The 25,002-nt window shown below is 70.9% G+C and carries 22 protein-coding genes; 8 read left to right on the forward strand and 14 right to left on the reverse strand.

Features of this window, described 5'->3' with window-relative positions; all coding sequences use genetic code 11:
• Positions 1-89 precede the first annotated feature (89 nt).
• Entirely contained in the window at positions 90-1,169 is a 1,080-nt protein-coding gene (locus tag LQ757_RS17475) for an acyltransferase (protein ID WP_231048548.1), read from the forward strand.
• A gap of 12 nt (positions 1,170-1,181) precedes the next feature.
• Here the strand turns inward: LQ757_RS17475 and LQ757_RS17480 are convergent, their stop codons facing one another.
• The 3 genes from LQ757_RS17480 to LQ757_RS17490 form a co-directional block, all read right to left on the reverse strand.
• Positions 1,182-3,530, reverse strand: coding sequence for an FG-GAP-like repeat-containing protein (locus tag LQ757_RS17480; RefSeq protein WP_231048549.1), 2,349 nt, complete (start codon positions 3,528-3,530; stop codon positions 1,182-1,184).
• A 157-nt stretch (positions 3,531-3,687) separates the two neighbouring features.
• Complete coding sequence (locus LQ757_RS17485) at positions 3,688-4,515, reverse strand: glycosyltransferase (protein ID WP_231048550.1); 828 nt, start codon at positions 4,513-4,515, stop codon at positions 3,688-3,690.
• Positions 4,512-5,462, reverse strand: a complete 951-nt coding sequence (locus tag LQ757_RS17490; protein WP_231048551.1) for a glycosyltransferase — start codon at positions 5,460-5,462, stop codon at positions 4,512-4,514. Before LQ757_RS17490 ends, LQ757_RS17485 begins: the two co-directional genes overlap by 4 nt.
• Before the next feature lie 146 nt (positions 5,463-5,608).
• Here LQ757_RS17490 and LQ757_RS17495 point away from each other — a divergent pair, with 146 nt between their 5' ends.
• Positions 5,609-6,745 carry a glycosyltransferase family 4 protein gene (locus LQ757_RS17495; RefSeq protein WP_231048552.1) on the forward strand — a complete coding sequence of 379 codons (1,137 nt, stop codon included), beginning with the start codon at positions 5,609-5,611 and terminating at the stop codon, positions 6,743-6,745.
• Positions 6,746-6,829: 84 nt separating this feature from the next.
• Here LQ757_RS17495 and LQ757_RS17500 read toward each other — a convergent pair whose 3' ends face one another.
• The 3 genes from LQ757_RS17500 to LQ757_RS17510 form a co-directional block, all read right to left on the reverse strand.
• The gene (locus LQ757_RS17500; RefSeq protein ID WP_231048553.1) at positions 6,830-8,200 is read right to left on the reverse strand and encodes an LCP family protein; all 1,371 of its coding nucleotides are present in this window, start codon (positions 8,198-8,200) and stop codon (positions 6,830-6,832) included.
• Positions 8,197-8,664, reverse strand: a complete 468-nt coding sequence (gene purE / locus LQ757_RS17505) for a 5-(carboxyamino)imidazole ribonucleotide mutase (protein WP_231048713.1) — start codon at positions 8,662-8,664, stop codon at positions 8,197-8,199. The genes LQ757_RS17500 and purE overlap by 4 nt, the downstream gene beginning before the upstream one ends.
• A gap of 122 nt (positions 8,665-8,786) precedes the next feature.
• Positions 8,787-9,905 carry a 5-(carboxyamino)imidazole ribonucleotide synthase gene (locus tag LQ757_RS17510; protein WP_308195663.1) on the reverse strand — a complete coding sequence of 373 codons (1,119 nt, stop codon included), beginning with the start codon at positions 9,903-9,905 and terminating at the stop codon, positions 8,787-8,789.
• 96 nt (positions 9,906-10,001) lie between these two features.
• On the opposite strand from LQ757_RS17510, the gene LQ757_RS17515 reads away from it, so the two are divergent.
• Entirely contained in the window at positions 10,002-10,577 is a 576-nt protein-coding gene (locus LQ757_RS17515; RefSeq protein ID WP_231048555.1) for a GtrA family protein, read from the forward strand.
• On the opposite strand, the gene LQ757_RS17520 is transcribed toward LQ757_RS17515, so the two are convergent.
• From LQ757_RS17520 to LQ757_RS17530, 3 genes are all read right to left on the reverse strand, one after another.
• Positions 10,535-11,365 carry a DarT ssDNA thymidine ADP-ribosyltransferase family protein gene (locus LQ757_RS17520; protein ID WP_231048556.1) on the reverse strand — a complete coding sequence of 277 codons (831 nt, stop codon included), beginning with the start codon at positions 11,363-11,365 and terminating at the stop codon, positions 10,535-10,537. The two genes, LQ757_RS17515 and LQ757_RS17520, sit on opposite strands and share 43 nt — an antisense overlap.
• A 117-nt stretch (positions 11,366-11,482) precedes the next feature.
• Positions 11,483-12,046, reverse strand: coding sequence for a PH domain-containing protein (locus tag LQ757_RS17525; protein ID WP_231048557.1), 564 nt, complete (start codon positions 12,044-12,046; stop codon positions 11,483-11,485).
• A gap of 7 nt (positions 12,047-12,053) precedes the next feature.
• Positions 12,054-12,938 carry a biotin--[acetyl-CoA-carboxylase] ligase gene (locus tag LQ757_RS17530; RefSeq protein ID WP_231048558.1) on the reverse strand — a complete coding sequence of 295 codons (885 nt, stop codon included), beginning with the start codon at positions 12,936-12,938 and terminating at the stop codon, positions 12,054-12,056.
• A gap of 209 nt (positions 12,939-13,147) precedes the next feature.
• Between LQ757_RS17530 and LQ757_RS17535 the strand changes: the two genes are divergently transcribed.
• From LQ757_RS17535 to LQ757_RS17545, 3 genes are read left to right on the forward strand one after another with little or no spacing between them, the layout of a single operon-like run.
• Positions 13,148-14,746 (forward strand): acyl-CoA carboxylase subunit beta, encoded by a 1,599-nt coding sequence (locus tag LQ757_RS17535; protein ID WP_231048559.1) that lies wholly within the window; start codon positions 13,148-13,150, stop codon positions 14,744-14,746.
• A gap of 9 nt (positions 14,747-14,755) precedes the next feature.
• Complete coding sequence (locus tag LQ757_RS17540) at positions 14,756-15,007, forward strand: acyl-CoA carboxylase subunit epsilon (RefSeq protein ID WP_231048560.1); 252 nt, start codon at positions 14,756-14,758, stop codon at positions 15,005-15,007.
• Positions 15,008-15,058: 51 nt separating this feature from the next.
• The gene (locus LQ757_RS17545; RefSeq protein WP_231048561.1) at positions 15,059-16,189 is read left to right on the forward strand and encodes an acyltransferase family protein; all 1,131 of its coding nucleotides are present in this window, start codon (positions 15,059-15,061) and stop codon (positions 16,187-16,189) included.
• Between the two features lie 195 nt (positions 16,190-16,384).
• Here the strand turns inward: LQ757_RS17545 and LQ757_RS17550 are convergent, their stop codons facing one another.
• Genes LQ757_RS17550 through LQ757_RS17565 form a run of 4 tightly spaced genes read right to left on the reverse strand, consistent with a single transcriptional unit; the run spans position 16,385 to position 20,729 of the window.
• Entirely contained in the window at positions 16,385-17,431 is a 1,047-nt protein-coding gene (locus LQ757_RS17550; RefSeq protein ID WP_231048562.1) for a DUF8320 family protein, read from the reverse strand.
• Positions 17,428-18,681: a sensor histidine kinase gene (locus LQ757_RS17555; protein WP_231048563.1), complete on the reverse strand. Its 1,254-nt coding sequence runs from the start codon at positions 18,679-18,681 to the stop codon at positions 17,428-17,430. The genes LQ757_RS17550 and LQ757_RS17555 overlap by 4 nt, the downstream gene beginning before the upstream one ends.
• A complete protein-coding gene (locus LQ757_RS17560; protein ID WP_231048564.1) occupies positions 18,668-19,363 on the reverse strand; it encodes a response regulator transcription factor in 696 nt (231 codons plus the stop codon). Before LQ757_RS17560 ends, LQ757_RS17555 begins: the two co-directional genes overlap by 14 nt.
• A gap of 22 nt (positions 19,364-19,385) precedes the next feature.
• A complete protein-coding gene (locus LQ757_RS17565) occupies positions 19,386-20,729 on the reverse strand; it encodes a class I SAM-dependent RNA methyltransferase (RefSeq protein WP_231048565.1) in 1,344 nt (447 codons plus the stop codon).
• Positions 20,730-20,775: 46 nt separating this feature from the next.
• Here LQ757_RS17565 and LQ757_RS17570 point away from each other — a divergent pair, with 46 nt between their 5' ends.
• Both LQ757_RS17570 and LQ757_RS17575 read left to right on the forward strand, forming a co-directional pair.
• Positions 20,776-21,426, forward strand: a complete 651-nt coding sequence (locus LQ757_RS17570) for a Maf family protein (RefSeq protein ID WP_231048566.1) — start codon at positions 20,776-20,778, stop codon at positions 21,424-21,426.
• Between the two features lie 171 nt (positions 21,427-21,597).
• Positions 21,598-23,367, forward strand: a complete 1,770-nt coding sequence (locus LQ757_RS17575; RefSeq protein WP_231048567.1) for an acetyl/propionyl/methylcrotonyl-CoA carboxylase subunit alpha — start codon at positions 21,598-21,600, stop codon at positions 23,365-23,367.
• A 48-nt stretch (positions 23,368-23,415) separates the two neighbouring features.
• Here the strand turns inward: LQ757_RS17575 and LQ757_RS17580 are convergent, their stop codons facing one another.
• Positions 23,416-24,930, reverse strand: coding sequence for an APC family permease (locus LQ757_RS17580; RefSeq protein ID WP_231048568.1), 1,515 nt, complete (start codon positions 24,928-24,930; stop codon positions 23,416-23,418).
• Between the last annotated feature and the right edge of the window lie 72 nt (positions 24,931-25,002).

Here is a 25,002-nt window from a genome sequence, read left to right on the forward strand (position 1 = left end):
GACGCACAAGCATACCCGGGGCGACTCGCGGCTCCCTGTACCGCCGCGATGCCACGATGCGGGCGCGCCGGTCCTGCCAGAATGGGCGGATGGAATCGCCACCGACGCCCGCGTCACGCCCGCGCCGGATGAGCCTCGACGTGCTGCGCATCATCGCGATCGTCGGTGTCGTCGCGATCCACACGTTCAGCTTCGTCGTGACGAACCCCGACCAGACCGGCACCGCGCAACGCGCCGTCGCGATCGTCCTCGACCTCGGATTCATCTGGGCGGTGCCGGTCTTCGTGATGATCTCGGGGGCGCTCATCCTGCGTCCGGCCACGTTCGCGCGGGGCATCCCCGCCTTCTATCGAAGCCGTGCCGTGCGACTCGTGCCGGCGCTGGTCTTCTGGAACCTCGTGTACCTGCTCGTCGTGCGCTGGGTGATCCTCGGAACCGCGCCGTCGCGAACCTCCCTCGTCGAGATGTTCGTCGACGGCCGCTTCTACACGCAGCTCTACTTCCTCTGGATCATCCTCGGTCTCTACGTGGTGGCGCCCGTGCTCGCGGCGTTCCTGCAGGCGGGCTCGGCACGGCGCGCCTATATCACTGCGGCGGTCGCACTCGCCTGGGTGCTGGCGGTGTTCACCCTTCCGGTCACGGTCGAGGCGCTCTTCGGGGTCGAGCGCCCGATCGCCGTCAGCTTCCTCCTGCTCTGGCTCCCCTACGTGGGGTACTTCCTCGCGGGGTACGCCCTCAGCCTCGACGACCTGCCCGCATGGGCGCGATGGACGGCCCTGGGCGTCGCGCTCGCGACCGGCGCGTTGACGATCTGGCAGTACGCGACCCGCGGAAGCGCGCCCCTGCTCGACGCGGTCTCACCCGTGGGGTACTACTTCCCGGTCGTCGCCCTGCTCAGCCTGTCGGTGTTCGTCTTCATGGTCGGCTGGTTCGATCGGGTGCACTTCGGTCGGCGCACCTCCCGTGTCATCGTCATGCTCTCGAATGCGAGCTTCGGGGTGTTCCTCGTGCACCTCGTCATCGTCGCGGTGCTGATCCGCCTCATTCCGGGGTGGACCGACGGCTCGTCGCTCGCGCGCACTGCGGTCGTCTTCGCGCTCGTGCTGGTCGTCTCGTATGCGATCTCGATCGGGGCGTCCCGAATCCCCTACCTGCGCGCCGTATTCTGACGCGCTCGCCAGTCATCCGATGAAGTTCATCCCCTGCCATGCGGCGCCGATCTGCCGTGCCGCCTTCCACCCACCGCGGCCGTCGCCGCCGTGGAGCATCAGGCGACCGTCGGCCGTGCGGCCCACCAGGTCGGGGTTGCCGTCACCGTCGAAGTCTCCGGGTGTCATCACCCAGGTCATCGCCTGCCAGGAGTTCCCGACGATCAGCGCACTCGAGAACCCGCCGTTCCCGGTACCGCGATAGAGACGGAGGCCACCGGTCGCATCGACGGCGAGGATGTCGGCGCGGTGATCGCCGTCGACATCTCCCGGGGTGAGGATCCAGCGCATCGTCTGCCAGTTGGCGCCGACGAGCGCCTTCGAGGGCAACTGGCCGCGACCGTCGCCCCGGTAGATCCAGAGCTCTCCCGCGGCGTTGCGCGCCAGCAGGTCGAGATTGCCGTCGCCGGTGAAGTCCGAGCCGCCGGCGATCGCGGTGAATCCGCTCCAACCCGCACCGATCTGCACTCGGGTGCCGAACCCGCCGGCCCCGTTCGCAGGATAGCGCCAGAGGATACCCCCGCCGTCGCGTACGAACACGTCCCGTCGACCGTTGCGGTCGAGGTCGCCGGCACCCGCGATGGCCGTGACACCGCCCCAGCCCGTCGCCGCCGTGCGTCGCGCACTCCAGCCGCCTGCGCCGTCGGTGGGATAGAGCCACAGCGTGCCGTCGCCTGACCGGGCGAGCACGTCGGATGGCCCGTCGTTCGTGAGGTCGCCCATTCCTCCGAGCGGGGTGAACGGCGCGGTCGCGACATCCCCCGGACCGGCGAGCATCGCGAACCCGCCCCAACCGGTGCCCACGAGGCGTTTCGCCTTCCACCCTCCGAGCCCGTTCCCCGGATACAGCCAGAGCCGACCGGCCGAGTCGCGTGCGAGCACGTCGTCGGCATCGTCCCCGTCGAAGTCGCCCGGCGTGACGATCGCGTTCATGCCCGACCATCCGGCACCGACGACGCGCATGTCCGCCCAGCCCGTCCGCCCATCGCCACGATAGAGCCGCAAGTCGCCGTTCCCCGTGCGGGCGAGCAGGTCGGTTCGCCCGTCCCGGTCGAAGTCGATGGCGCCGACGAGCGCGGTCATCCCGCCCCAGCCGATGCCCACGCGCTTCGCAGGCGCGAACTGCCCGGTGCCGTTGCCCGCGAAGAACTGCAGGTCGCCCCGGGCGTCGCGGATGAAGAAGTCGGGAGTGCCGTCGGAGTTGAAGTCGCCGGCGCTCACCAGGGCCGTGGCCGACCCGTGACCGTTTCCCAGATGCACGCGGGCCGCGAACCGGCCGAGGCCGTTGGTCGGATAGATCCACAGCGCGCCACCCGAGTCGACGGCGAGCACGTCGCGGTGGCCGTCACCGGTCAGATCTCCCGCCCCGGTCACGTGGCGCATCCCTCCCCAGCCGACCCCGACCCGCACTCGCCCGCCCCACGTGCCCGAGCCCGTCCCGGGATAGACCCAGAGGTTGCCCGCCCCGTCTCTCGCGTACACGAGCGGGATGGAACCGGTGCGGACATCGACCTGCGCCGGCACGCTCGGGGACCCGAACCAGTCGGTGAACATGCGCCAGAAGTTGCGGTTGCCGTAGCTCGAGCACGCGTCGCCGGTGCCGTAGAGGTTCGCGAGTGCGGCCGCGTTCGGACGGTAGGGCGTGTAGAGGTAGAGGCCGGCGGTCGCTTGGTTCTGGATGTACACCTGCGACGAGCCGCAGCCGGCGTTGGGATGCCACAGGATGGTGTTCGTCCGTCCGGCCTGGTAGGCGCGGCCCGCGGGTCGGGCCCGGTACTTCTTGAACTGCCACGAGGCCTGGTACACCTGATTGAAGAAACCGTAGTAGGCGGTGTCGCAGGCGGCCGTGTCGGGACACCCGTACCCGGTCGCAGAGCGGTACTGGCGGGCCGATGGCCAGGTGTCGCTGACGAGTCCCTGCTCCTTCTCGAGCAGCACGATCAACGCACGCGGATTGATGCCGCAGGCGCGCGCGACCTTGTAGATGATCTGCGCCGCGCGCTCGTTCGCAACGCCGGCGTACGCCGCGCATCCTTCGCTGCGGGCGGGCTGCGACGTCGTCGTCTGCCGGTAGTCCTTCAGGCAGACGTACCCGGCGCGGCAGGTCGGCACGCGCGCATTGAGGAACGACTGGATCTGCGCGACCGACATCGTGCTGCTGTCGTAGAACACGGCGTCGCTGATGATCATGCCGGGGTTGAAATCGCGTCCGTCGGCCGCCGTCGCGGCCGGCGACGGTGCGGCGACCGTGCTGAGACCGACGCCCCCGACGATGAGCAGCGCAGCCAGCACCGCCCCGAACAGTCTCCACGCGCCGTTCATGCCGAACCCCCGAACCGATGCGCCCTCGGCCGGCGCAACGGCACCATGGTAAGAGCAATCGGGCGCGGCGGCAGTCGTTCGCACCGCGCGCCGCCGGATCATCGTCCGCGGATCACGCCCTCCGCCATCGGTCGGGCCGCCCCCGAGAACCGCCCGCTCAGCTGGGCGTGCCCCCCGCGATCAGGCGTCGGTAGGCGACCCTGCGCAGCCGCTCGGGAACGAACCGATACACGCCGCGCACGGTCACGTTGCGCAAGTACTCCCACCGGGTGGTGAATCGGATGCCCCGCAGCGCGCGCTGCAGCGCGAGCTCGCTGCGCCACTGCGCGCGCCCGCCGCGGCGGGCGTACGCGCCGGCGCCGACGCGGTACATCACGAGCGGGTCGGGGATGTTCTCGACGGATGCCCCGGCGTCGATCATCCTCGCGAACAGCCAGTAGTCCTCCATGAGCCCGAGGGGCTGGTACCCGCCGGCCCGCGCGACGGCGGACTTGCGGTACATCACCGTGGGGTGACTGAACGGATCGTGGAACCTCGCGTAGCGCGCGATCTCGTCGTGTCCGGTGCGGGGCGTTCTGCGCCCGACGATCGCCCCGCCGTCGTCGAGGAACTCGAACATGCCGGTACCCACGAGGTCGACGCCGGCGTCGATGACGGGCAGTTGCCTCGCGAACCGATCGGGCAGCGAGATGTCATCGGCGTCCATGCGCGCCACGATCTCGTGCTCGACGAGCTCGAGCCCGATCGACAGCGCACGCGCGAGCCCGACGTTCTCATCGATGACGTGACGGGTGACGGGAACCGGGCTGGCCTCGACGACGCGGTCGATCGCGGCGGCGAGGTCGTCGCCGACCGGTCCGTCCTGAACGAGCACGACCTGCGACGGCTTCAGCGATTGTTCGTCGACGCTCGACGAGAACGCCTTGGTGAAGTGTGCGGCATCGTCGCCGCGGTAGACGGGCATCAGCAGCGCGAAGCCGCTCACGAGGGTTCCACCCGCTGCACGGCGTCGGATGCCCGGCCGAGACCGGCGAGCGCCATCGCGTTCGGCCGGGGTCGCGTGCGCGTGCCGTCGCGGTACCCGCGCTTCCACCCGTCGCGCAGCACGTCGCGCTCGTGCGATCGGGCCACCGCGCGCACCCACCGGCGCACGCTCGAGGCGCCGTACAACACCTTCTCACCCGCCGAGAGGCTCGACGAACGCCGGAACATCCAGAGCTTGTTGCGGACCTCGTAGTAGAACCGCGGGCCCGGGTCGGCATCAGTCGACCCGAGCACCTTGGTCTTGTGCACGACCACCGAAGCGGGCACGTGGATGCCCCGACGCCCCCGGAGGACCCGCGTCGAGTATTCGAAGTCGTCGTTCCAGATGAAGTAGTCGGCGATGGGCAGGCCGATCTCGCGGACGACGTCGGCGCGGACGAGCATCGAGACGAACGAGGTGCTGCGGATCGCGATGCCGCCATGGCGGGCCGCGGCGATGCGCTCGTCGCGCGAGACGAACGGCTTCTGGCGGGGCGTGTTCATGGGGTGCTCGGTGCCGTCGTGCCAGACGACCCTCGAGCCCGCTACGACGGCCTCGGTGCCCGCGACCGCTGCGAGCAGTTCGGCGAGCGCACCCTCGGTGGGCACGGTGTCGTCGTCCATGAGCCACAGCCAGTCGGGATCGTGGTCGGCGAGCGCCACGGCCATGCCCGTGGCGAAGCCGCCGGCACCGCCGGTGTTGCGCGGCAGCGAGACGAGGTCCACGAGGTCGCCCGCGGCGCGCGCGACCTCGGCCGAGCCGTCGGTCGAGGCGTTGTCGACGACGACGACCCGCGCGAGCGGGGTGCGCTGGGCAGCGAGAGACGCGAGCACCTCGGCGAGCAGCTCGGCGCGATTGTAGGCGACGACGACCGCGACGACGCGCGCTGGCTCAGGTGACGGACTCATTCACTCTCGCAGAAGGTGGGAAGGCTCTCCCCTATCTTGCCCTGTCCTCGCGGGCCGACTCTCCACAGGGCACCGCACTCAGGGGTTTCACCGATGATCGGGCGGCTAGATTGGGACACCGACACCACGACACTCGAAGGAGGGGCATGCCCACGACGCTTCGCATGGTCGTCGACCAGGTCGTCGCCCCGGCGCCCGGACCGCTCGGCCGGTACACCGAGGCGCTGACCGAGGCCCTCATCGCGACCGCACCCCGCGGCTGCGACGTCGAGGGCATCGTCTCGTCCTCCCCGCCCACCGACTACGACGCCGTGCTCGCCCGGTTCCCCGGGCTCGCGGGCCTCTACAAGACGAGCCTCGCGCGGCGCGAGCTCGCGGCGGCCTGGCAGTTCGGGCTCACGACTTCGCCCGGCGGCGGCATGATCCATGCGCCGGGTCTCTTCGCGCCGTTGCGGCGACACGACCGCGAGGCCGGCCTCGACCAGACCGTCGTCACGGTGCACGACCTGCTCGCGTGGACCCACCCCGAGTCGCTCACCTCCGCGACGGTGGCCTGGCACAAGGGAATGATGAAGCGCGCCCGCAAGCACGCCGATGCCGTCGTGGTGCCCACGCACGCGCTCGCCGAGCGCCTCGCGATGGTCGCCGACTTCGGCGACCGCGTGCGGGTCATCGGCACCGCGCCGCGTCCCGGGCTGAAACTGCAGGCCGACGCCGCCGCACGCGTGCAGGCGCTGCGCCTGCCCAAGGACTACCTCGTCACGGTCGGGTCGCTCGAGCCCCGCAACGGCGTCGTAGACCTGCTCGAGGCGCTCGGCCGCCCAGGGGTGCCCGATATCCCGCTCGTGGTCCTCGGCCCCGAGACGTGGGGCGAGCTCCATCTCGCCGCGGTCGCCGAAGAGGCCGGCGTCGCGCCGAGCCGGGTCAAGGCGATCGAAGCGGGCGACCCCGGCGGGCTCGCGGCCGTGCTCGCGGGCGCCACCGCGTTCGTCGCACCGAGCCATGAAGAGGGTTCGGGCACCTCGCTGATCGAGGCGTTCAGTCTCGGTGTCCCCGTGATCCACTCCGACACCCCCGCGTACCTCGAGGTGTCGGGCGACGCCGGCATGAGCGTTCCCGTCGGCACCGGCGGGTACACCGATCGCCTCGCCGCGGCCGTCACGACCGTCGTCGAGCACAGCGACCTCGCCGACCGCATGTCGGTGGCCGGAACCGACCGTGCCCGCGCGTTCAGCTGGCGCGATTCCGCCGAGCGCGTCTGGCAGCTGCACGCCGACCTCTGAGCTTTCGTCGGTCGAGTAGCGCGTATCGAGGCCGTCGCATGTGGTCTCGATACGCTCGCTGCGCTCGCTACTCGACCGACGCCGTTACTCGGCCGGTTCCTCGGTCGCGGGCGGCGCGAGGGCCGTGTCGATGAGGGACCGGACGTACTCCCAGTCGGGATCCATGGGGTCGACGCCGTTGTCGGGCACGAGCTCGACGTGCGTCATCGGCAGGTCCTTCGTCTTCATCGCGAGGTTCGCGAAGTAGCCGAGCATCGACTGCGGGACGTCGGTCTTCACGGTGTCGGCGCCGGCGCTCGCGACCTCCTGGAACTTGCCGAGCACGTTCGTCGGCGTGAACTGGGTCAGGATCGCCTCCTGCAACACGCGCTGGCGGGCCATCCGTTCATAATCGCCGCCGGCGACGCCGTAGCGGGCACGGCCGTACCAGAGGGCGTGGTAGCCGTTCAGGTGCTGCTGACCGGGTTCGATCCATCCGTCGACGTTGTTGTTGTCTTCGTCGCCGCCGATCGGGATGCGGGTCTCGACATTGATCTCGACGCCGCCGAGCGCGTTGATGAGCTGCTCGAAGCCCTGCATGTCGATGAGCACGTAGTACTGGATCGTCAGCCCGGTGATGCCCTCTGCCGCGTCGCGTACGCCCTCGATGCCGGGCTCGGAGCCCTCGCCGACGGCGTTCGGGTACATCTCGGGGCTCTTGAGCTCGACCTCGGTGTAGATCGAGTTCAGCAGGCACACGTCGACGTTGCAGCCGTCGATGGCCCCGTAGCCCTCGGGGTAGACGGCGGCGAGCGGGGAGTCGGAGGGGAACGGAACGTACTCGAGGTCGCGCGGCAGGCCGATCGTGACCGCCTGGCCGGTGTCGGCGTCGATCGAGACGACCGAGATGCTGTCAGGCCGCATGCCCTCGCGGTCGGGCCCCGAGTCGCCGCCGAGCAACAGGATGTTGTACCGCCCGTCGACGGGCGGCTCGGTGGGGCCGGCGATGAACACCGAGTTGAGGAATCCGCTCGCGGTCGTGGCCAGGTAGGCGCCGTACGCGGCCGAGCCCGACAGCACGACGAGCACGAGCGTCGTGAGCCCGGCGATCCACCCGCGGGCCGACGGCGCCGTCTTCACGATGCGCACGAGGCGCAGCGTGTCGAGGGTGAGGATGACCCAGACCACGGCGTAGAACGCGAGCAGCGCAGCGACGATCCAGAGCGTCCACGACATCGAGAGCACGGTGAGCAGTGCGGCGGGCCAGAGCAGCCACACCACGAGCGCGACGACGGCGAGCGTCCAGAGCACGAGCGTGGAGCCGAGCCCGAACCTTCCCAGCCGGCGACTGCCGGCCAGCACCTGCGGCGAACCGGGGATCAAGAAGTTGAGCACGACGAGCCACCACCCGCGACGGGTCATCAGTGACCGTGAGGCGACGTCGGGGTAGCGGATCGGGCTGGCGGCGAGGCTCATCGGGAGTGCTTCAGCCGTTCGTTCTTCTGCTCGACGAGGGCCGCGAGGTCGTCGGCGTAGGCGGCGAGCGCGTCGGTGAGCGACGCGTCGGCGGTGGCGAGGATCTTCACGGCGATGAGGCCGGCGTTCTTCGCGCCGCCGATCGACACGGTCGCGACGGGCACGCCCGCGGGCATCTGCACGATCGAGAGCAGCGAGTCGAGCCCGTCGAGGCGCGAGAGCGGCACGGGCACGCCCACGACCGGCAGGGTCGTGACCGATGCGAGCATTCCGGGGAGGTGGGCGGCGCCGCCGGCGCCGGCGATGATGACCTTGAGGCCGCGCGCGGACGCCTGCTTGCCGTAGGCGATCATCTTCTCCGGCGTGCGGTGCGCGGAGAGGACCTCGACCTCGTGGGCGACGCCGAACTCGTCGAGCAGGGCCGAGGCCTCGCTCATGACGTTCCAGTCGGAGTCGGAACCCATGACGACGCCGACGAGCGGGCTGGTGTTCGTCTCAGTCACTTGATCGAGTGTACGGCCGGGCGCTGTGAGATCGCCGCAGCCCCGCCGGTCGACGAGCGCGAGCGCGTCTCGATTTCCGCGCGTCAGTCCTGGAAGAACGCCGCAGCAGCACGCGCCTCGTAGACGACCACGTCGAGATCGTCGCCGGTGGCCGTGACGTGGCCGATCTTGCGGCCGGGTCGCGGCGCCTTGCCGTAATTGTGCACCTTGACGGTCGGGTGCCCCGCCATCGCCTCGGCGTAGCGGTCGGTCAGCGCGCCCTCGGCGGGGCCGCCGAGCACGTTGACCATGACCGACCATTCGCCGTGGCTGCCCGTGCCGCCGAGCGGCAGGTCGAGCACGGCCCGCAGGTGCTGCTCGAACTGGCCGGTCGTCGACCCGTCCATCGACCAGTGCCCGCTGTTGTGGGGTCGCATGGCGAGCTCGTTGACGAGGATGCGGTCGTCGGTGGTCTCGAAGAGCTCGACCGCCAGCACCCCGGTGACGCCGAGCCCCTCGGCGATCGTGAGGGCCACGTCGGCTGCGACGTCGGCGAGCTTGCCCGCCGACCGCGGCGCCGGGGCGATGACCTCGCTGCACACGCCGCCGACCTGCAGCGTCTCGACGACGGGCCAGGCGGCGACCTCGCCGCTCGGCCGGCGGGCGACGAGCTGCGCGAGCTCGCGCCGGAAGTCGACGAGCTCCTCGACGAGCAGGGCTCCCGGCCGGCCGTCTTCGGCGATCGTCGCGAACCACTCGGCCACCTCTGCGGCGCTGCGCACCACTCGGACGCCCTTGCCGTCGTACCCGCCGCGCGGGGTCTTCACGACCGCCGCTCCGCCGTGACCGGAGATGAAGTCGTCGAGTTCGCCGAGGGTCTCGACCCTGGCCCAGTCGGGTACCGGCAGGCCGAGTTCGGACAGCCGTTCGCGCATGAGCAGCTTGTCTTGGGCGAATCGCAGGGCGTCGGGCCCCGGGTGCACCCGTACGCCGGCGTCGACGAGCGCTCGCAGCACGTCTTGAGGCACATGCTCGTGGTCGAACGTGATCACGTCGACCTGGCGTGCGAAGTCGAGCACGGTCGCCGTGTCGGTGTAGTCGCCGACACGGTCTGCAGCGAGGCCGGCCGACATCCCGTCTTGCTCGGCGAGCACCCGAAGATCGACTCCGAGTTCGATCGCGGCGGGAATCATCATCCGCGCCAGCTGTCCGCCGCCGATCACACCGACCCGCACTCCATGCACCCCGTTCACCGTCGTTCAGCGCCGGTACGGCGCCTGGTTCAGTCTAGTTCGGGCGACACGGCATAGGATGTCCCGGTGTCGACGACCCTCGCGAGCATCGCCTCTCGACTGTGGAACGGCCTGCTCGCGTACGCCGTGAAGTTCGGCATCGTCGGGCTCATCGGCCTCGTCATCGACGTGACGCTCTTCAACCTGCTGCGACTCGGCGTCTTCGGCGACGACAACTGGGCCCAGTCCGCGATCGGCGCCAAGGTCATCTCGACGAGCGTCGCGATCATCTTCAACTGGCTCGGGAACCGCTACTGGACTTTCCGCAAGCATCGGCGTCGCAACTACCTCCGAGAGTTCGCCGAGTACGTCGTCGTGTCCCTCGGCGGCATGGCCATCGCGCTCATCTGCCTCTGGATCAGCCACCACCTCCTCGGCTACACGAGCCTCGTGGCCGACAACATCTCGACGAACGTCGTGGGACTCGCGCTGGGCACCGCATTCCGCTTCGTGCTGTACCGCTACTGGGTCTTCGGCCACCATCGCGCCGACGGGCTCTCGAACCTCGCACGCGTCGAAGAGGCGCAGCGCACGCTGTTCGAGGAGCCCGACGCCGCCCCTCACTCGGCGACGTCGACGCTCGGCAGGAACCACGGCGGGTAGACCGCGACACGAGTGCGGAGGCCGACGGCCCGGAGCGCCTCGCGAACGCGATCACGGACCTTCTCGTTCGAGACGGCGATGAGCGAGACCCGTTCGATCGGCAGCGCTTCGCGCACGAGCAGCTCCGCCGAGGCGAGCGGCGCCCCGTCGACGTCGCGTGCGAGGCGACGGAGCATCCGCTCGATCTCGGGCCATTCGGTCGCCGTGCGCGCGCCGGCCACGGCGGCGTCGGCGTCGCTGACCACGACCTCGCCGCGCACCTCGGTGCGCGCGCCGAGCGCGACGCCCACCGAGCTCACGAAGATCACGTAGTCGGCCGCGGGGCGCTCGACGGCCGTGGCGACGAGTCGCGGGTCGGGTGTCGTGGTGCGCACCGCATCCCAGACGTGCGCGTCGGGCGTGAGCAGGAACGGCACGTAGTCGGCGACGACCGCGTCGGTGCCGCCGACCGCGGCCGTCCGGCGGAACTCACGTGCCGCGGGGGCGGCGATGTCGACCTCGGGCCGGGCCCCGGGCTCGGCGGCATCGGCGAGCAGCGCACCGGACCCCAGGATGCGGCCGAGGTTGTCGAGGTGGGTGACGTGGTAGATGCGCATCGCCTTGGCGTCGATCGCCGCGTCGGACGCGGCGTGCGGTGCGCCCGGAACCCGAGCCGCCGGCCGAGCGGTGCGCACGCCGGCGCGCGCCGTGCGCGGCTTCGGTGCGGCGACGGGTTTCGCCGGCTCCTTCGGCGGGAAGCAGATGGCGCACATGCCGTCTTCGAAACCGTGGATGCATTCGTCGGCCAAGTGGAACCCTTCATCGTGCGACGCGCGCTCGGGATGCGCGAGCCCAGCCGACAACACTACGCGTTCGGGCCGAGCGCCCGCTGTGCCTGCGCCCGACCGAACCGCCGGCCGGCACAATCAGCGGCGACCCCATGCGACCGTGTCGCCGTCGATGATCTGCTGCGACGCGCGATGCCGCTCGGTGAACGCGGCGTGCGCGTCTTCGATGAGTTCGAGGAGGGCCGCCTGCACGAGCTGGGGCTTGGGGACGTCCTTCAGCACCACCGGGCGTTCGCGACCGATGTCGATGCGCACGTCGCCCGACCCGAACGCGCCCTGCCCCCACGTGCGCCGCACCGACACGTCGTTGGCGCGATTGTGCAGCACCTCTTCGCGCACGCGCACGAAGATGCCGCTGCGCAGGATGAGGCGGCGAGTCGTGATGGTCGCGCGATGCGTGAGCCAGGCGAGGAACGGCAGCAGGCAGCCGAGCAGCACGAGGAACACCGCCGCACCGACCGCCGCGAGCTGCTGCCACCCCTCGTCGAGGATGCCGACGGCATAGGTCGTCGCCCCGGTGACGAGGATGAGCAGCAGTGCGGGCAGGATCAGGACACGGGCATGACGGCGCACTCGAGCGACGACCCGTTCCGCCGGTTGCGCGGGCGGCGCGGCCGGGCCGGGCGTCGGGGCACTCGTCATACGCCCATTAATACCTCAGATGGGTGACGTCTCCGGCGGCGACAGCCTGCGGCTCGCCGTTCTCGCGGTCGACGACGATGAGCCGGCCGTCGCGATCGAGTCGCTCGGCTCGGCCGAGCAGCTCACGCTCGCCCGGGAGCTCCACGCGCACGTCGCTGCCGAGGGTGCCGCAGAGTGCGCTCACGCGGCGGTCGACGCCGCTCGCGGCTGCGTCGCCGCCCGCCTCGGCGAGGGCGCGGAACAGCTTTAGGAAGCCCGCGAGGTAGTCGGCGAGCACCGCATCGGCATCGGGTGCCCGGCCGGTCGCGAGCAGCAGGGAGGTCGACGTGAGCGTCGGCAGGTCGTGCTCGTCGAGGGTGAGGTTGAGGCCCGCACCGACGACGACGGCGCCGGCCGCGGCTGCGTCGGTCGCGGCTTCGTCGGTCGGCGCGGGAATCATCTCCGAGAGGATGCCGCAGATCTTGTAGCCCGAGACCAGCACGTCGTTCGGCCACTTGAGCTCGACCTCGATGCCGCCGCTCTCGTCGTCGTCGTCTTCGCGATCCGTGTCGAGCGCGGATGCCGCTTCGACCGCGCGCCGCACCGCCTCGGTCATGGCGGCACCGGCGATGAGCGGAATCCACCCGTAGGCGTCGACCGGGAACGGCTTGCCGCCGGGCGACTCGGGGCGCAGCAGCAGCGAGATCGCGAGAGTCTTGCCCGTCGGCGCGAGCCAGCGTCGACCGAGCCGGCCGCGGCCGTGCGTCTGGTTGTCGGTGACGATGACCGAGCCGTGGGGCCAGGACGCGGCATCCGCACCGCTCGCCGCCTCGCGCAGTTCGTCGTTGGTCGACCCCGCCTCGGTCAGGAACTCGAAGCGCGGCACCGCCGCGCGCGATCGCTGCCATTCCATGGCATCACCCTACTCAGCCGCCCGAGCGTGCGCTCGATCCCTGCCCCGGCTCGATCCGTCGGAAGATGCTGTTCCCGGGCTCGGGTGGTGCACTTTTCGACGGATCGATGGCACTCGGACCTGCACGACAGGACATCACGAATGGCGGGGGCGCATTTGTGGAATCCCTCAACGAAGCGGGCCTGATCGTCGCCGGTAGAGTGAACGGCGTGACCGAAGCGACTGACGGCCCCGACCTCTCCACGACCGCCGGCAAACTCGCCGACCTCAAGCTGCGCTACCACGAAGCGGTGACCGCGAGCGGCGAGGCGGCGATCGAGAAGCAGCACGCCAAGGGCAAGATGACGGCCCGCGAGCGCATCGCAGCGCTCCTCGACCCCGGCTCGTTCGTGGAACTCGACGAGTTCGTGCGCCACCGCACCCACGCGTTCGGCATGGAGGCCAAGCGCCCCTACGGGGACGCCGTCGTCACCGGAACGGGAACCATCCACGGCCGCCAGGTCGCGGTCTACTCGCAGGACTTCACGATCTTCGGCGGCTCGCTCGGCGAGGTCGCGGGCGAGAAGATCATCAAGGTCATGGAGCTCGCCCTCAAGATCGGCGTGCCGATCATCGGCATCCTCGACTCGGGCGGCGCCCGCATTCAAGAGGGCGTCGTCGCGCTCGGCAAGTACGGCGAGATCTTCCGCCGCAACACCGCGGCCTCGGGAGTCATCCCGCAGATCTCGATCGTGTGCGGCCCGGCCGCCGGCGGTGCGGTGTACTCCCCCGCGCTCACCGATTTCGTGATCATGGTCGACAAGACGAGCCAGATGTTCGTCACCGGCCCCGACGTCATCAAGACCGTCACCGGCGAAGACGTCGGCATGGAGGAGCTCGGCGGGGCGCTCACGCACAACACGATCTCGGGTGTCGCGCACTACCTCGCGAGCGACGAGTCCGATGCGCTCGATTACGCGCGCACGCTCGTCTCGTTCCTGCCCGACAACAACATGACGGATGCCCCGGTGTACGACGCGGACGTCGAGCTCGAGATCACCGACGACGACCGCCGACTGAACACGATCATCCCCGATTCGCCGAACCAGCCGTACGACATGCACTCGGTCATCGAGGGCATCGTCGACCACGGCGACTTCCTCGAGGTGCAGCCGCTCTTCGCCCCGAACATCGTGGTGGGCTTCGCCCGCATCGAGGGCCGGTCGGTGGGCATCATCGCGAACCAGCCGAGCCAGATGGCGGGCACGCTCAACATCGCCGCCGGTGAGAAGGCGAGCCGGTTCGTGCGGTTCTGCGACGCGTTCTCGCTGCCGATCCTCACGCTCGTCGACGTGCCCGGCTACCTTCCCGGCACCGACCAGGAGTGGACCGGCGTCATCCGCCGCGGTGCGAAGCTGCTGTACGCGTACGCCGAGGCGACGGTGCCGCTCGTCACCGTCATCACCCGCAAGGCCTATGGCGGCGCGTACATCGTCATGGGCTCGAAGCAGCTCGGCGCCGACATCAACCTCGCGTGGCCGACCGCGGAGATCGCGGTCATGGGCGGCCAGGGTGCCGTGAACATCCTGTACCGGGGCGAGATCAAGCGCGCCGAAGACGCCGGCGAAGACGTCGCCGCCGTGCGCACGAAGCTCGCGAACGAGTACACCTACAACGTCGCGTCGCCGTTCCTCGCGGCCGAACGCGGCGAGCTCGACGGCGTCATCGAGCCTGCCGCCACCCGTGTCGCCGTGGTCAAGGCGCTTCGCAACCTGCGCACCAAGCGTGCGAGCCTGCCGCAGAAGAAGCACGGGAACATCCCGCTGTAAGGAGCCGACGTGTCAGACCCGAGCGAGTCCCCAGTGCCCGGCGCCGACCAGCGCTCGGCCGACCTTCGTATCATCAGCCGCAACATCGGCGACGAGGAGGCCGCCGCCGTCACTGCGGTGATCCTGGCGTCCGTCGACGAGGATGCGGCCGTCGCAGCATCCGCCGACGACCCCGTTCGCGACCCGTGGGTGCGCAGCAGCGGCGCGATGCGCCGGCCGATCGAGGTCGGACCCGGCCGATGGGTGCGCTCGGGCCTCTGAACCCGCTGGCCGGGTCGGTCGTCCAACTCGTTTCCGGTACGATTTCGCTTCGTGTCCGCGAGCCCCCTGAGTACCCGCATGCCGCGCGTCGACTCGCTCACCGGTCTGCGGTGGTGGGCGGCGTTCGCGGTGTTCGCGTTCCACATGGCGAACCTCGCACCGCTGCCGATCGCGCGTGCGCTCGGCTTCGGCAACTACGGCGTCGCCTTCTTCTTCGTGCTGTCGGGCTTCGTGCTCACCTGGTCGGCCTCAGACCGGGTCTCGCCCGGGACGTTCTACGTGCGGCGATTCGCACGCATCTATCCCGCCTACCTCGTGGCGCTCATCGTCGCCATCCCCATCTTCACCAGCCTCACGCCCGATCCCGCACAGGCATGGGTGAAGCCGGTGGATGTCGGAGTCCTCGCCCTCTCGTTCGTGCTGCTGCAGGGCTGGTGGCGCGACCCGGCGGTGCTCTTCAGCGGGAACCCGGTCGCGTGGACGCTCTCCTGCGAGGCGTTCTTCTACGCGTTGCATCCCGCCATCGGCCGCGCGTTCTCACGCGTCCGGGCCAAGGGCGCCCTCATCGGCGCGGGCGCGATGGTCGCCGTGCTGCTCGCGTCCCGGGTCGTCATCGTCATCGCGCCCGCTTCGTGGTTCGCGCAGCTGCCGTGGCCGATCCTGCGCCTGCCCGAGTTCGTGCTCGGCATGGCGCTCGCCTGGGCCATGCGGTGCGGCTGGCGCCCGAAGGTCCGCCCGCTCGTCCTCCTGGTCATGCTCGGGGCGGCCTTCGCCGCATGGTACGCCTCGAGGCCGATCACGGCGCTGTGGCCCTCCACGGCACCGCTCTGGCCGTTCGTCACCGAGTTCGTCGTGATCCTGTTCGCGCTGCTGATCGCGAGCGTCGCGGCGGGCGACCTCGCGGGGCGGTGGTCGTTCACCCGGAATCGGTGGTCGATCCGCCTCGGTGAGATCTCGTACTCGTTCTACCTGGTGCACTCGCTGCTCATCTACGCGGTGCTGGCACTGGTGGGTCCCCGACCCGTCGGCTGGAGTAACCTCGCGTGGTACGGAGCGATGCTCGTCATCGGCATCCTCGCTGCCGCTGCACTGCACTACGGCGTCGAGAAGCCGCTCGAACGGGTCATCCGCCGCGCCTGGGATCGCCGGCGCGAGCGGCGTGCCGTCGAGCTCGCCGCCTGAGGACACGGTGTCCCCCGAAATGCTGACTAGGCGCGCGCGCACGGCTCGCGCATGATGGTCATGCAGGCTCCTTCGTGAGTCGCCACCGCCACCGGTCGGGTACCGGTGGCCGTTGGGGGCGAGCCAAGGCGATATTCGGGTTATCGCCGTGGCTCGGGCTTGATGGGGGACCGATCGGGGATCGGTCCCCCTCTCTCATTCCCCCGGGTTCGCCGACGTCGCCTCGAGGTCGCCGGGCTGATGCAGGCGCGGGATCTCGAGCCAGAGCTCGACCTCGGCCTCGTCGGTTTCGGCGGCGTCGCCGGGCGGGTCGACGAGCCCGACCACGGTGACCGCCGCGGCAGAGGTCACGGCCGCGGTACGCGCAATGATGCGGTCGGCGTTCGATGCCGCGATGGCCTCCGCGAGGTGCGAGAGCACGCGGTCGCGCGCGGCCTCGTCGAGGTCGTCGATGCCGCCCTCGTCGAGCAACGTGACGACGATGCCGCGCTCGCGCGCACGACGCACCTCGGCGCGGACGACATCGGTGAGCAGCATCCGACCCCTGATCTCGTCGCGGATCGCGGCTTCGAGCGTGCGGCACTCATCGCGCTGCGTGTCGGTCAATTGTCCGTCGCGGTCGGCGATGCGGCGCAGCATCGGCGCGGCGAGTCGTTCGGTCTGGTTCAGCCGCATCCGGCCCTCGAACAGGTGCGCGTCCTGGGCCGCCTGCCAGGCGGCGGCCTCGCGCTCGGCCTGCGCGTAGCGTCGGGTCTCCCGGCCAGCGCTCGTCAGCGCGCTCGTGAGCGTGTGGGCGATCGCGACCCAGACGATGCTGCCGATCACGCCGAGCGCCGCGAGCGCGAGCGGCCCCGCCCACACGACGGTCTGCACGGTCAGCGCGATCACCCCCACCCACGCGACGAGGAGCTGCCGACGCGCCGCGGCGATCGTCATGAGCGTGCCCACGGCGGCGACGTACCAGGTGGCGTACCCGTTGTCGACGTCGGGATCGAGCTGGCTCGTGACGAGCAGCGGGAGCACGATGGCGACGGCGAGGTCGAACGCGGCGAGCCAGTCGGGCATGCGCATGCGCTTGCCCGGCCAGAGGCTCAGCACCGTGGCGAGCGTGTAGACGGCGAGCGCGGCGATCGTCGGCAGCGGCGAAGCGGGGATGTCGAGCGAGTAGATGCCGAGGACGACGTGGTAGCCCGAGAAGAGCGCACCCAGCAGGAGCAGCAGCCAGCGCGGGATCGTGATCATGCGCCCGGCTCCGCGCTGTCGGCGGCACCGGTCGCCACGGCCGGCCAGACCACCGTCACCGTCGTCCCACGCCCGGGCTGCGACTCGATGCGGGCGCTGCCGCCCGCGTTGGCCATGCGCTCCTCGATCGAGACCCGAAGTCCGAGCCGCTCGGCGGGCACCGCCGGGCGATCGAACCCGACGCCGTCGTCGGAGACCTCGATGACGCACCCTCCGGCCCGCACGCCTCGGACCCGGAGCTCTCGACGAGCACGCCGCCCCGGTTCGTCGGCGTGCTGCAGGCTGTTGACCATGGCCTGCACCGAAGCCGTGTAGAGCGCGTCGACGACGTCGACCGGCAACTCGACGCCGCCGGCGTTCACGACGCGCACGATGAACGGGGTGTTGAAGGTCGTGAGCGCGGCGCGGAGGCGGCGCACGAGCACCGGCAGGCCGACGCGGTCGAGCGCGCTCGCGCCCGTGGCCCCGGCCTCGTCGAGCCGCAGCAGTGCGTCACGCGCCATGCGCGCGGCGAGCGCCTGCTGGTCGGGCGTGCTCGCCGCGGCCGCCGAGAGCAGTGTCGTGAGCACGCTGTCGTGCACGAGCGCGTCGACCTTGACGCGCTCGATCTCGGTCGCGTGCTGACGGGCTGCCACGTCGTACCGCTCGAGCGCGGCCTCCTGCGCCGTGTCGACCTCTTCGGCGGCCTGACGCAGCATGATGACGATCGCGAGGACCACGACGCCGAGCACCACGGCGTAGAGCGCGTCGAGCACGGCGAGCAGCGGATCGGCCTCCCCACCGGCCGGCGTGAGCCGGATCACGCCGTAGACCGCCGGCACGACGAGGGTGTAGGCACCCGCCCAGAGCGGTGGAAGCGCCAAGGCGGCGGCGGTCGTCGCGACGGTGCAGAGGTAGTACAGCCACGGCGCCGAATCGTCGAGGGCTGCCGGGTCGACGACGAGGAACGGCCACGTGACGAGCGATGCGGCGTAGAGGGCGGCGAAGCCCAGGCAGGCCAGACGCACGGCGATCTTCGTGACGGTCGCGGCCGCGAGCGCCACGATCGCCCCGTAGAGCACCGCCATCAGCGCGGCACCCGAGCCGGTGACGAGCGCGTCGGCCTCCTGCAGCGCGAGCGGCACCGTCTGCGCCCCGAACACGAGCCCGAAGAGCCCCAGCGCCCGAGCGAAGATCGTCTCGACCTGGCCGCGGGTCACGGTGGCTCGACGCCGCACGATGCGCGGCACGAGCCATTCAGCGGCGGGCATCTCCACCGTCGGCGTCGAGGCCCGGGAGGATCCCGTCTTCGACGGCCCGACGCAGCAGGTCGACCTTCGTCGGCGCTGGCCGCCCGACCTCGACGTACTTGGCCCGGATGCGGTCGAGGTACTCGCGGGCGGTGGAATGCGCGATGCCGAGCTGCGCCGCCACGAGCTTGAGCGGCAGGCCCGATGCGTAGAGGTGCAGCACATCGCGTTCACGGCGCCCGAGCTGGGCGCGCGCGAAATCGCTGTCGGCCTCGATCGCGCTCGCCCACTCGACGTTGTTGAGCACGCCGCCGCCGGCCACCGTCGCGATCGCGCGGATCACGTCGGACATCGGCGACGCCTTCGGGATGACCCCGGCCGCGCCCGCCGCGAGCGACTCGCGCACCGCGGCCACGCGATCGGCGATGCTGTGCACGAGGACGGCGCTGCCCGTGGCGAGCACCGACCGGACGTTCTCGGTCACCGAGGTGCCGTCGCCGAGCGACAGGTCGAGCACGACGACATCACATCGGCGGCCGTCGAGCGCGCCGAGCAGGCGTGCCACGTCGGGGGTGTCGGCCACGACGCGATACCCCGCCGCCTCGCACGCCGCGCGGAGGCCGAGTCGAACGGCCTCGTGGTCGTCGACGATCGCCACCGTCGCCGCGGTGCCTGCGCCCGTGCGGCCGTTCGCGTCTGCCACGCGGTCCCCCTTCACGTTCGTCTCACACGATAGCGCGCAGGCGCGCGACGGCCTCGACATGATGCGTGTTCGGGAACAGGTCGAACGCCCGCAGCGCCTCGAGTTCGTAGCCGTGCGCCCGCAGCATGCCGACGTCGCGCGCGAGCGCGACCGGATCGCAGGCGACGTAGACGAGCTGGCGCGGTCGCAGTTCGGCGAGCCGGTCGACGACCGCGCGGCCGGCGCCCGAGCGCGGCGGGTCGAGCACGACGGTCGCGTCGCCGAGTCGGGTGAGTTCGGCGCGCCCGGCGGATGCCGCGAGCTCGTCGAGGTACCGATCGACGCGTGCCGTGACGGCTCGGGCGCCGACCCAGTCGGCGAGGTTCGCTCCGGCGTGCTCGGTGGCGCGGGAGTCGGACTCGACCGAGGTGATGCGCACGGCGTCGCCGAATCGGTCGCCGACCGCGGCGGCGAGCAGTCCGACGCCTCCGTAGAGGTCGTGGTTCGCCGCTCGCGGGTCGAAGCCCTCCCCGTCGATCAGCTCCTGCACGGCGGTCGTCAGGGTGGCTGCGGCACCGGGATGCACCTGCCAGAAGCCATCGCGGTCGAGCGTGAAGTCGCGATCGCCGACCCGCTCGACGATCGTCGGGCGCGGGCCACGGGGCATCCGTTCGTCGTCGACGACCACGAGGGCCGCATCGCCGACGCTCGGCGCGACCAGGTCGATCGCGCGGGCTCCCGCGAACCGCTGGTCGAGCGGCGCGAGTTCGGCGAGCGCGGGCACCGCGAGCGGAACGGATGCGACGGGGACGACCGTGTGGCTGCGGGCCGCATACGGCCCGACCGAGCCGTCGCCCGCGACGTGCAGGCGCACGCGGGTGCGCCAGCCGGTGCCTGCCACGAGGTCGACGTCGGGCGCGAGCTCCACGGGTACCGGCTCGACGACGACGTCGCGCTCGACGCCGCCGAACCGGGCGAGTGCGTCGACGAGCACCTCCGCCTTCAGCGCACGCTGTCTGCCGGTCGCGATGTGGCCGAACTCGGCGCCTCCGGCCCGACGCTCGGGAGCGCGCTCGACCGACGCCTCGGCCCAGATGTGCGGGCGGCGGTCGGGCGATGCCTCGAGCACCTCGACGGTCTCGGCCCGCCAGAACCGGTCCTTCGACCGGTCGACGACGCGCGCGACGACGCGTTCGCCGGGGATCGCGTCGGCGACGAACACGACCCGGCCTTCGTGGTGGGCGACGAACACGCCGCCGTGGGCGACGCGCTCGACCTCGAGCGTCACGATCGGCCCGTCCGTGCTGGGCGGCTTCGGTGCGGGTCGCGGCGTGCCGCCGCGGGTGCCGGTGCGACTGCCGCGACGGGGACGACGGGTCTGTGCCATGGTTCGAGCATTCCACAGCGCGGCCCGACCGGGGCAGGATGGGGGCATGCGCCTGTACCTCGCCTCGACGTCGCCCGCCCGCCTGCAGACGCTCCGCGCCGCGGGCGTCGAGCCCATCGCCGTCGCCCCGGGCGTCGACGAGGAGGCCGCGGTCGCGGCGCGCGAGGCGGTCACCGGTCCGCTCACGCCGCCCGACATGGTGCAGCTGCTCGCACAGGCGAAGGCCGAGGCGATCGTGGGCACCTCACCCGGCGGCGAACCCATCGACGGGTTCATCCTGGGCGGCGATTCGGCGTTCGTCGTCGACGGGGCGATCTACGGCAAGCCGCACACCGCCGACGTCGCCAGGGCGCGCTGGCTCGCGCAGAACGGCGCGCACGGCGACCTCTGGTCGGGACACTGGCTCATCGACCACCGCGGCGGCCGGGTGCGCGGCGCCGTCGGGCGAGCGGATGTCGCGACCGTGCGTTTCGCCGCGCTCGACGATGCCGAGATCGACGCGTACATCGCGTCGGGAGAGCCGTTGCTCGTCGCCGGGGCGTTCACCATCGACAGCCTCGGCGGGCCGTTCATCCGGCGAGTCGAGGGCGACCCGTCGACCGTCGTCGGGCTCTCGCTCTCGACGCTGCGCGATCTCGTGCGCGAGCTCGGCGGCGATTGGCCGTCGCTCTGGAACCGCCCTGCGCCGGTCGAGTAGCGCCGGGCGAAGCCCGACGCGTATCGAGACCCACGGGCTCGCGGGATCTCGATACGGCGCTGGCGCGCCTACTCGATCAACCCGCGATTGTCGCCGCCCTCAAGAGTCTCGGGTTCATTTTGTGGAGGTCACCCAAAGGCGTGACCGACGCGGCCAATAGGCTTGACGATTATGCCGCGCATCACCAAGGTCCTCATCGCCAACCGTGGCGAGATCGCCGTCCGCGTCATCCGCGCCGCACGCGACGCCGGTCTCGGCTCCGTCGCCGTGTACGCCGACCAGGATCGCGACGCGCGGCACGTCAAGCTCGCCGACGAGGCGTACGCCCTCGACGGCGCCACGAGTGCCGAGACCTACCTCGTCATCGACAAGCTGCTCTCGGTCGCGCGCCGCTCGGGCGCCGACGCCGTGCACCCCGGTTACGGCTTCCTCGCCGAGAACCCCGACTTCGCGCGGGCCGTCATCGACGCCGGCCTCATCTGGATCGGGCCCTCCCCCGAAGCCATCGAGCGCCTCGGTGACAAGGTCTCGGCGCGGCACGTGGCCGAGAAGGTCGGCGCGCCGCTCGCGCCGGGAACGCTCAACCCGGTGGCCGACGCCTCCGAGGTGCTCGAGTTCGTCGACCAGCACGGCCTGCCTGTGGCGATCAAGGCCGCCTTCGGCGGCGGCGGTCGCGGCCTCAAGGTCGCCCGCACGCGCGACGAGGTGCCCGAGCTGTTCGACTCGGCGACCCGCGAGGCCGTCGCGGCGTTCGGCCGCGGCGAGTGCTTCGTCGAGAAGTACCTCGACAAGCCGCGCCACGTCGAGACCCAGTGCCTCGCCGACGAGCACGGCAATGTCGTCGTCGTCTCGACCCGCGACTGCTCGCTGCAGCGCCGGCACCAGAAGCTCGTCGAAGAGGCGCCCGCACCGTTCCTCACCGAGGAGCAGAACCGTGCGCTCTACGCGGCGTCCAAGGCCATCCTCAAGGAGGTCGGCTACGTCGGCGCCGGCACCTGCGAGTTCCTCATCGGACAGGACGGCACGGTCTCGTTCCTCGAGGTGAACACCCGCCTGCAGGTCGAGCACCCGGTCTCCGAAGAGGTCACGGGCCTCGACCTCGTGCGCGAGCAGTTCCGTCTCGCCGAGGGCGGCGTGCTCGACTACCCCGACCCGGTCACGACCGGTCACTCGATCGAGTTCCGCATCAACGGTGAAGACCCGGGCCGAAACTTCCTCCCCGCCCCGGGTCCGGTGCACCAGCTTCGCTTCCCGGGCGGTCCCGGCATCCGCATCGACTCGGGCGTCGCCTCGGGCGACGAGATCTCGGGCGCGTTCGACTCGCTGCTCGCGAAGCTCATCGTCACGGGCTCGACGCGCAAGGACGCGCTCGAGCGCGCCCGCCGTGCCCTCGACGAGTTCGAGGTCGCCGGGCTTCCGACCGTGCTGCCGTTCCACCGCGACATCGTGCGCAACCCCGCCTTCGCGCCCGACGGCGACGAGCCCTTCGCGATCTACACCCGCTGGATCGAGACCGAGTACGACAACCGGCTCGAGCCGTGGTCCGGCGAGCTCGAAGAGTCGTCGGGTGCCGCCGCGCGCACGAACGTGGTCGTCGAGGTCGCCGGCCGACGTGTCGAGGTCAGCCTTCCGAAGCGTCTCGCCGGCGGCACGTCCGCCACTCGCACCGCTGGGCCCGCGCCCCGCAGGCGCACGGGGTCCCACTCGGTCGACACCGGCACCGGCGACGCCGTCAAGGCGCCGATGCAGGCGACCGTCGTGAAGGTCGCGGTCGCCGAGGGCGACAAGGTCGTCAAGGGCGACCTTGTGCTCGTGCTCGAGGCCATGAAGATGGAGCAGCCCATCGTCGCCCACAAGGACGGCGTCGTCGGCACCGTCAACGCCGAGGCCGGGGCCACCGTTTCCAGCGGCCACCTGCTGCTCGCGATCACCGACGCGTGACCCGGCGCGGCGCAGCGCCCCGTAACCCCAGACCCGCCGTTCGTCGCGCTACGGCGCTCCCGGCGCTCCCTGCGGCGTGGGAAGTTCGACCTCGCTGACGGTGTCCAGCCCGATCCGCGAACGGCGTCGTCCGTAGACGAAGTAGATGAGCACGCCGATCGCGAGCCACACCAGGAAGCGCACCCAGGTGAGCGTTGTCAGGTTCAGCATGAGCCAGAAGCACAGCGCCGCCGACAGGATCGGCAGCACCGGCGACCACGGCACGCGGAACCCGCGCGGCAGGTCGGGGCGAGTTCGACGCAGGACGACGATGCCGATGCTCACGAGCACGAACGCCGAGAGCGTTCCGATGTTGATCATCTCCTCGAGGAGGCCGACGTCGGTGAACGCCGCCACGAACGCGACGACGGCGCCGCCGATGATCTGGATGCGCGCCGGCGTCTTCGTGTGCTCGGTGGTCTTCGAGAGCCACCGCGGCAGCAGCCCGTCGCGGCTGAGCGCGAACACGATGCGCGAGAGGCCGAGCAGCAGCACCATGATCACGGTGGTGAGCCCCGCAAGCGCCCCGACCGAGATGACCGCCGATGCCCAGTCCTGATCGACGAGGCGGAATGCGGTGGCGAGCGACGGCGTCTCTTCGGCGGCGAGCTCGGTGTACGAGACCATCCCGGTCATCACGATCGAGACGAGCACGTACAGTGCGGTCACGATGGCGAGGCCGAGGAAGATGCCCCGGGGCAGGCGCTTCTGGGGGTCGCGCACCTCTTCGGCGCTCGTGGCGACGACATCGAAGCCGATGAAGGCGAAGAACACCAGTGATGCGGCCGCCAGCAACCCGAAGACGCCGTATTGGGCGGGTGCGGCGCCGGTCGCCCACGAGAAGAGCGACTGCGTCCACGCGTCTGCGTCTCCGCCCTCGGTGGGCACAGCCTCGGGGATGAACGGCACGTAGTTCGCCGCGTTGACGAAGAAGAAGCCGGCGACGATCACGAACAGCACGATCGCGACCTTGATGATCGTGAACACGGCGCCGACGCGCGCGGTGAGCTTCGTGCCCGCCACGAGCAGCGTGGTGAAGATCGCGACGATCAGGAACGCCGGCCAGCTGACCTCGAGCCCGCCGATGTCGAGCGTGGCCGGGAACGGCACGCCGACCGCGAGCAGCGCCTCGCCGAGGTAGACGCCCCAGTACTTCGCGATGACGGCCGCGGCGGTGAACATCTCGAGGATGAGGTCCCAGCCGATGATCCACGCCAGCAACTCGCCCATCGTCGCGTAGGTGAACGTGTAGGCGCTGCCGGCGACCGGAACGGTCGAGGCGAACTCGGCGTAGCACATGATCGCGAGCGCGCAGGTGATGGCGGCGAGCACGAACGAGATGATCACGCTGGGGCCGGCGAAGTTCGCGGCGGCCTGCGCACCCACCGAGAAGATCCCCGCGCCGACGGCGACGGCGATGCCCATGAGCGCGAGGTCCCACGTGCCGAGCGACCGTTTGAGGCTCCGTTCGGTGTCGTCGGAATCGGCGATCGAGGCCTCGACGGATTTCACTCGCAGGTTCATCGGTCCCCCCGGGGATGCTCCGCGGCGCGCGCTGCGCTGCGCCGTACCAGCGTACGCGAATCGGTCCGGACC

This window comes from Agromyces cavernae (assembly GCF_021044935.1).
Lineage (GTDB): Bacteria > Actinomycetota > Actinomycetes > Actinomycetales > Microbacteriaceae > Agromyces > Agromyces cavernae.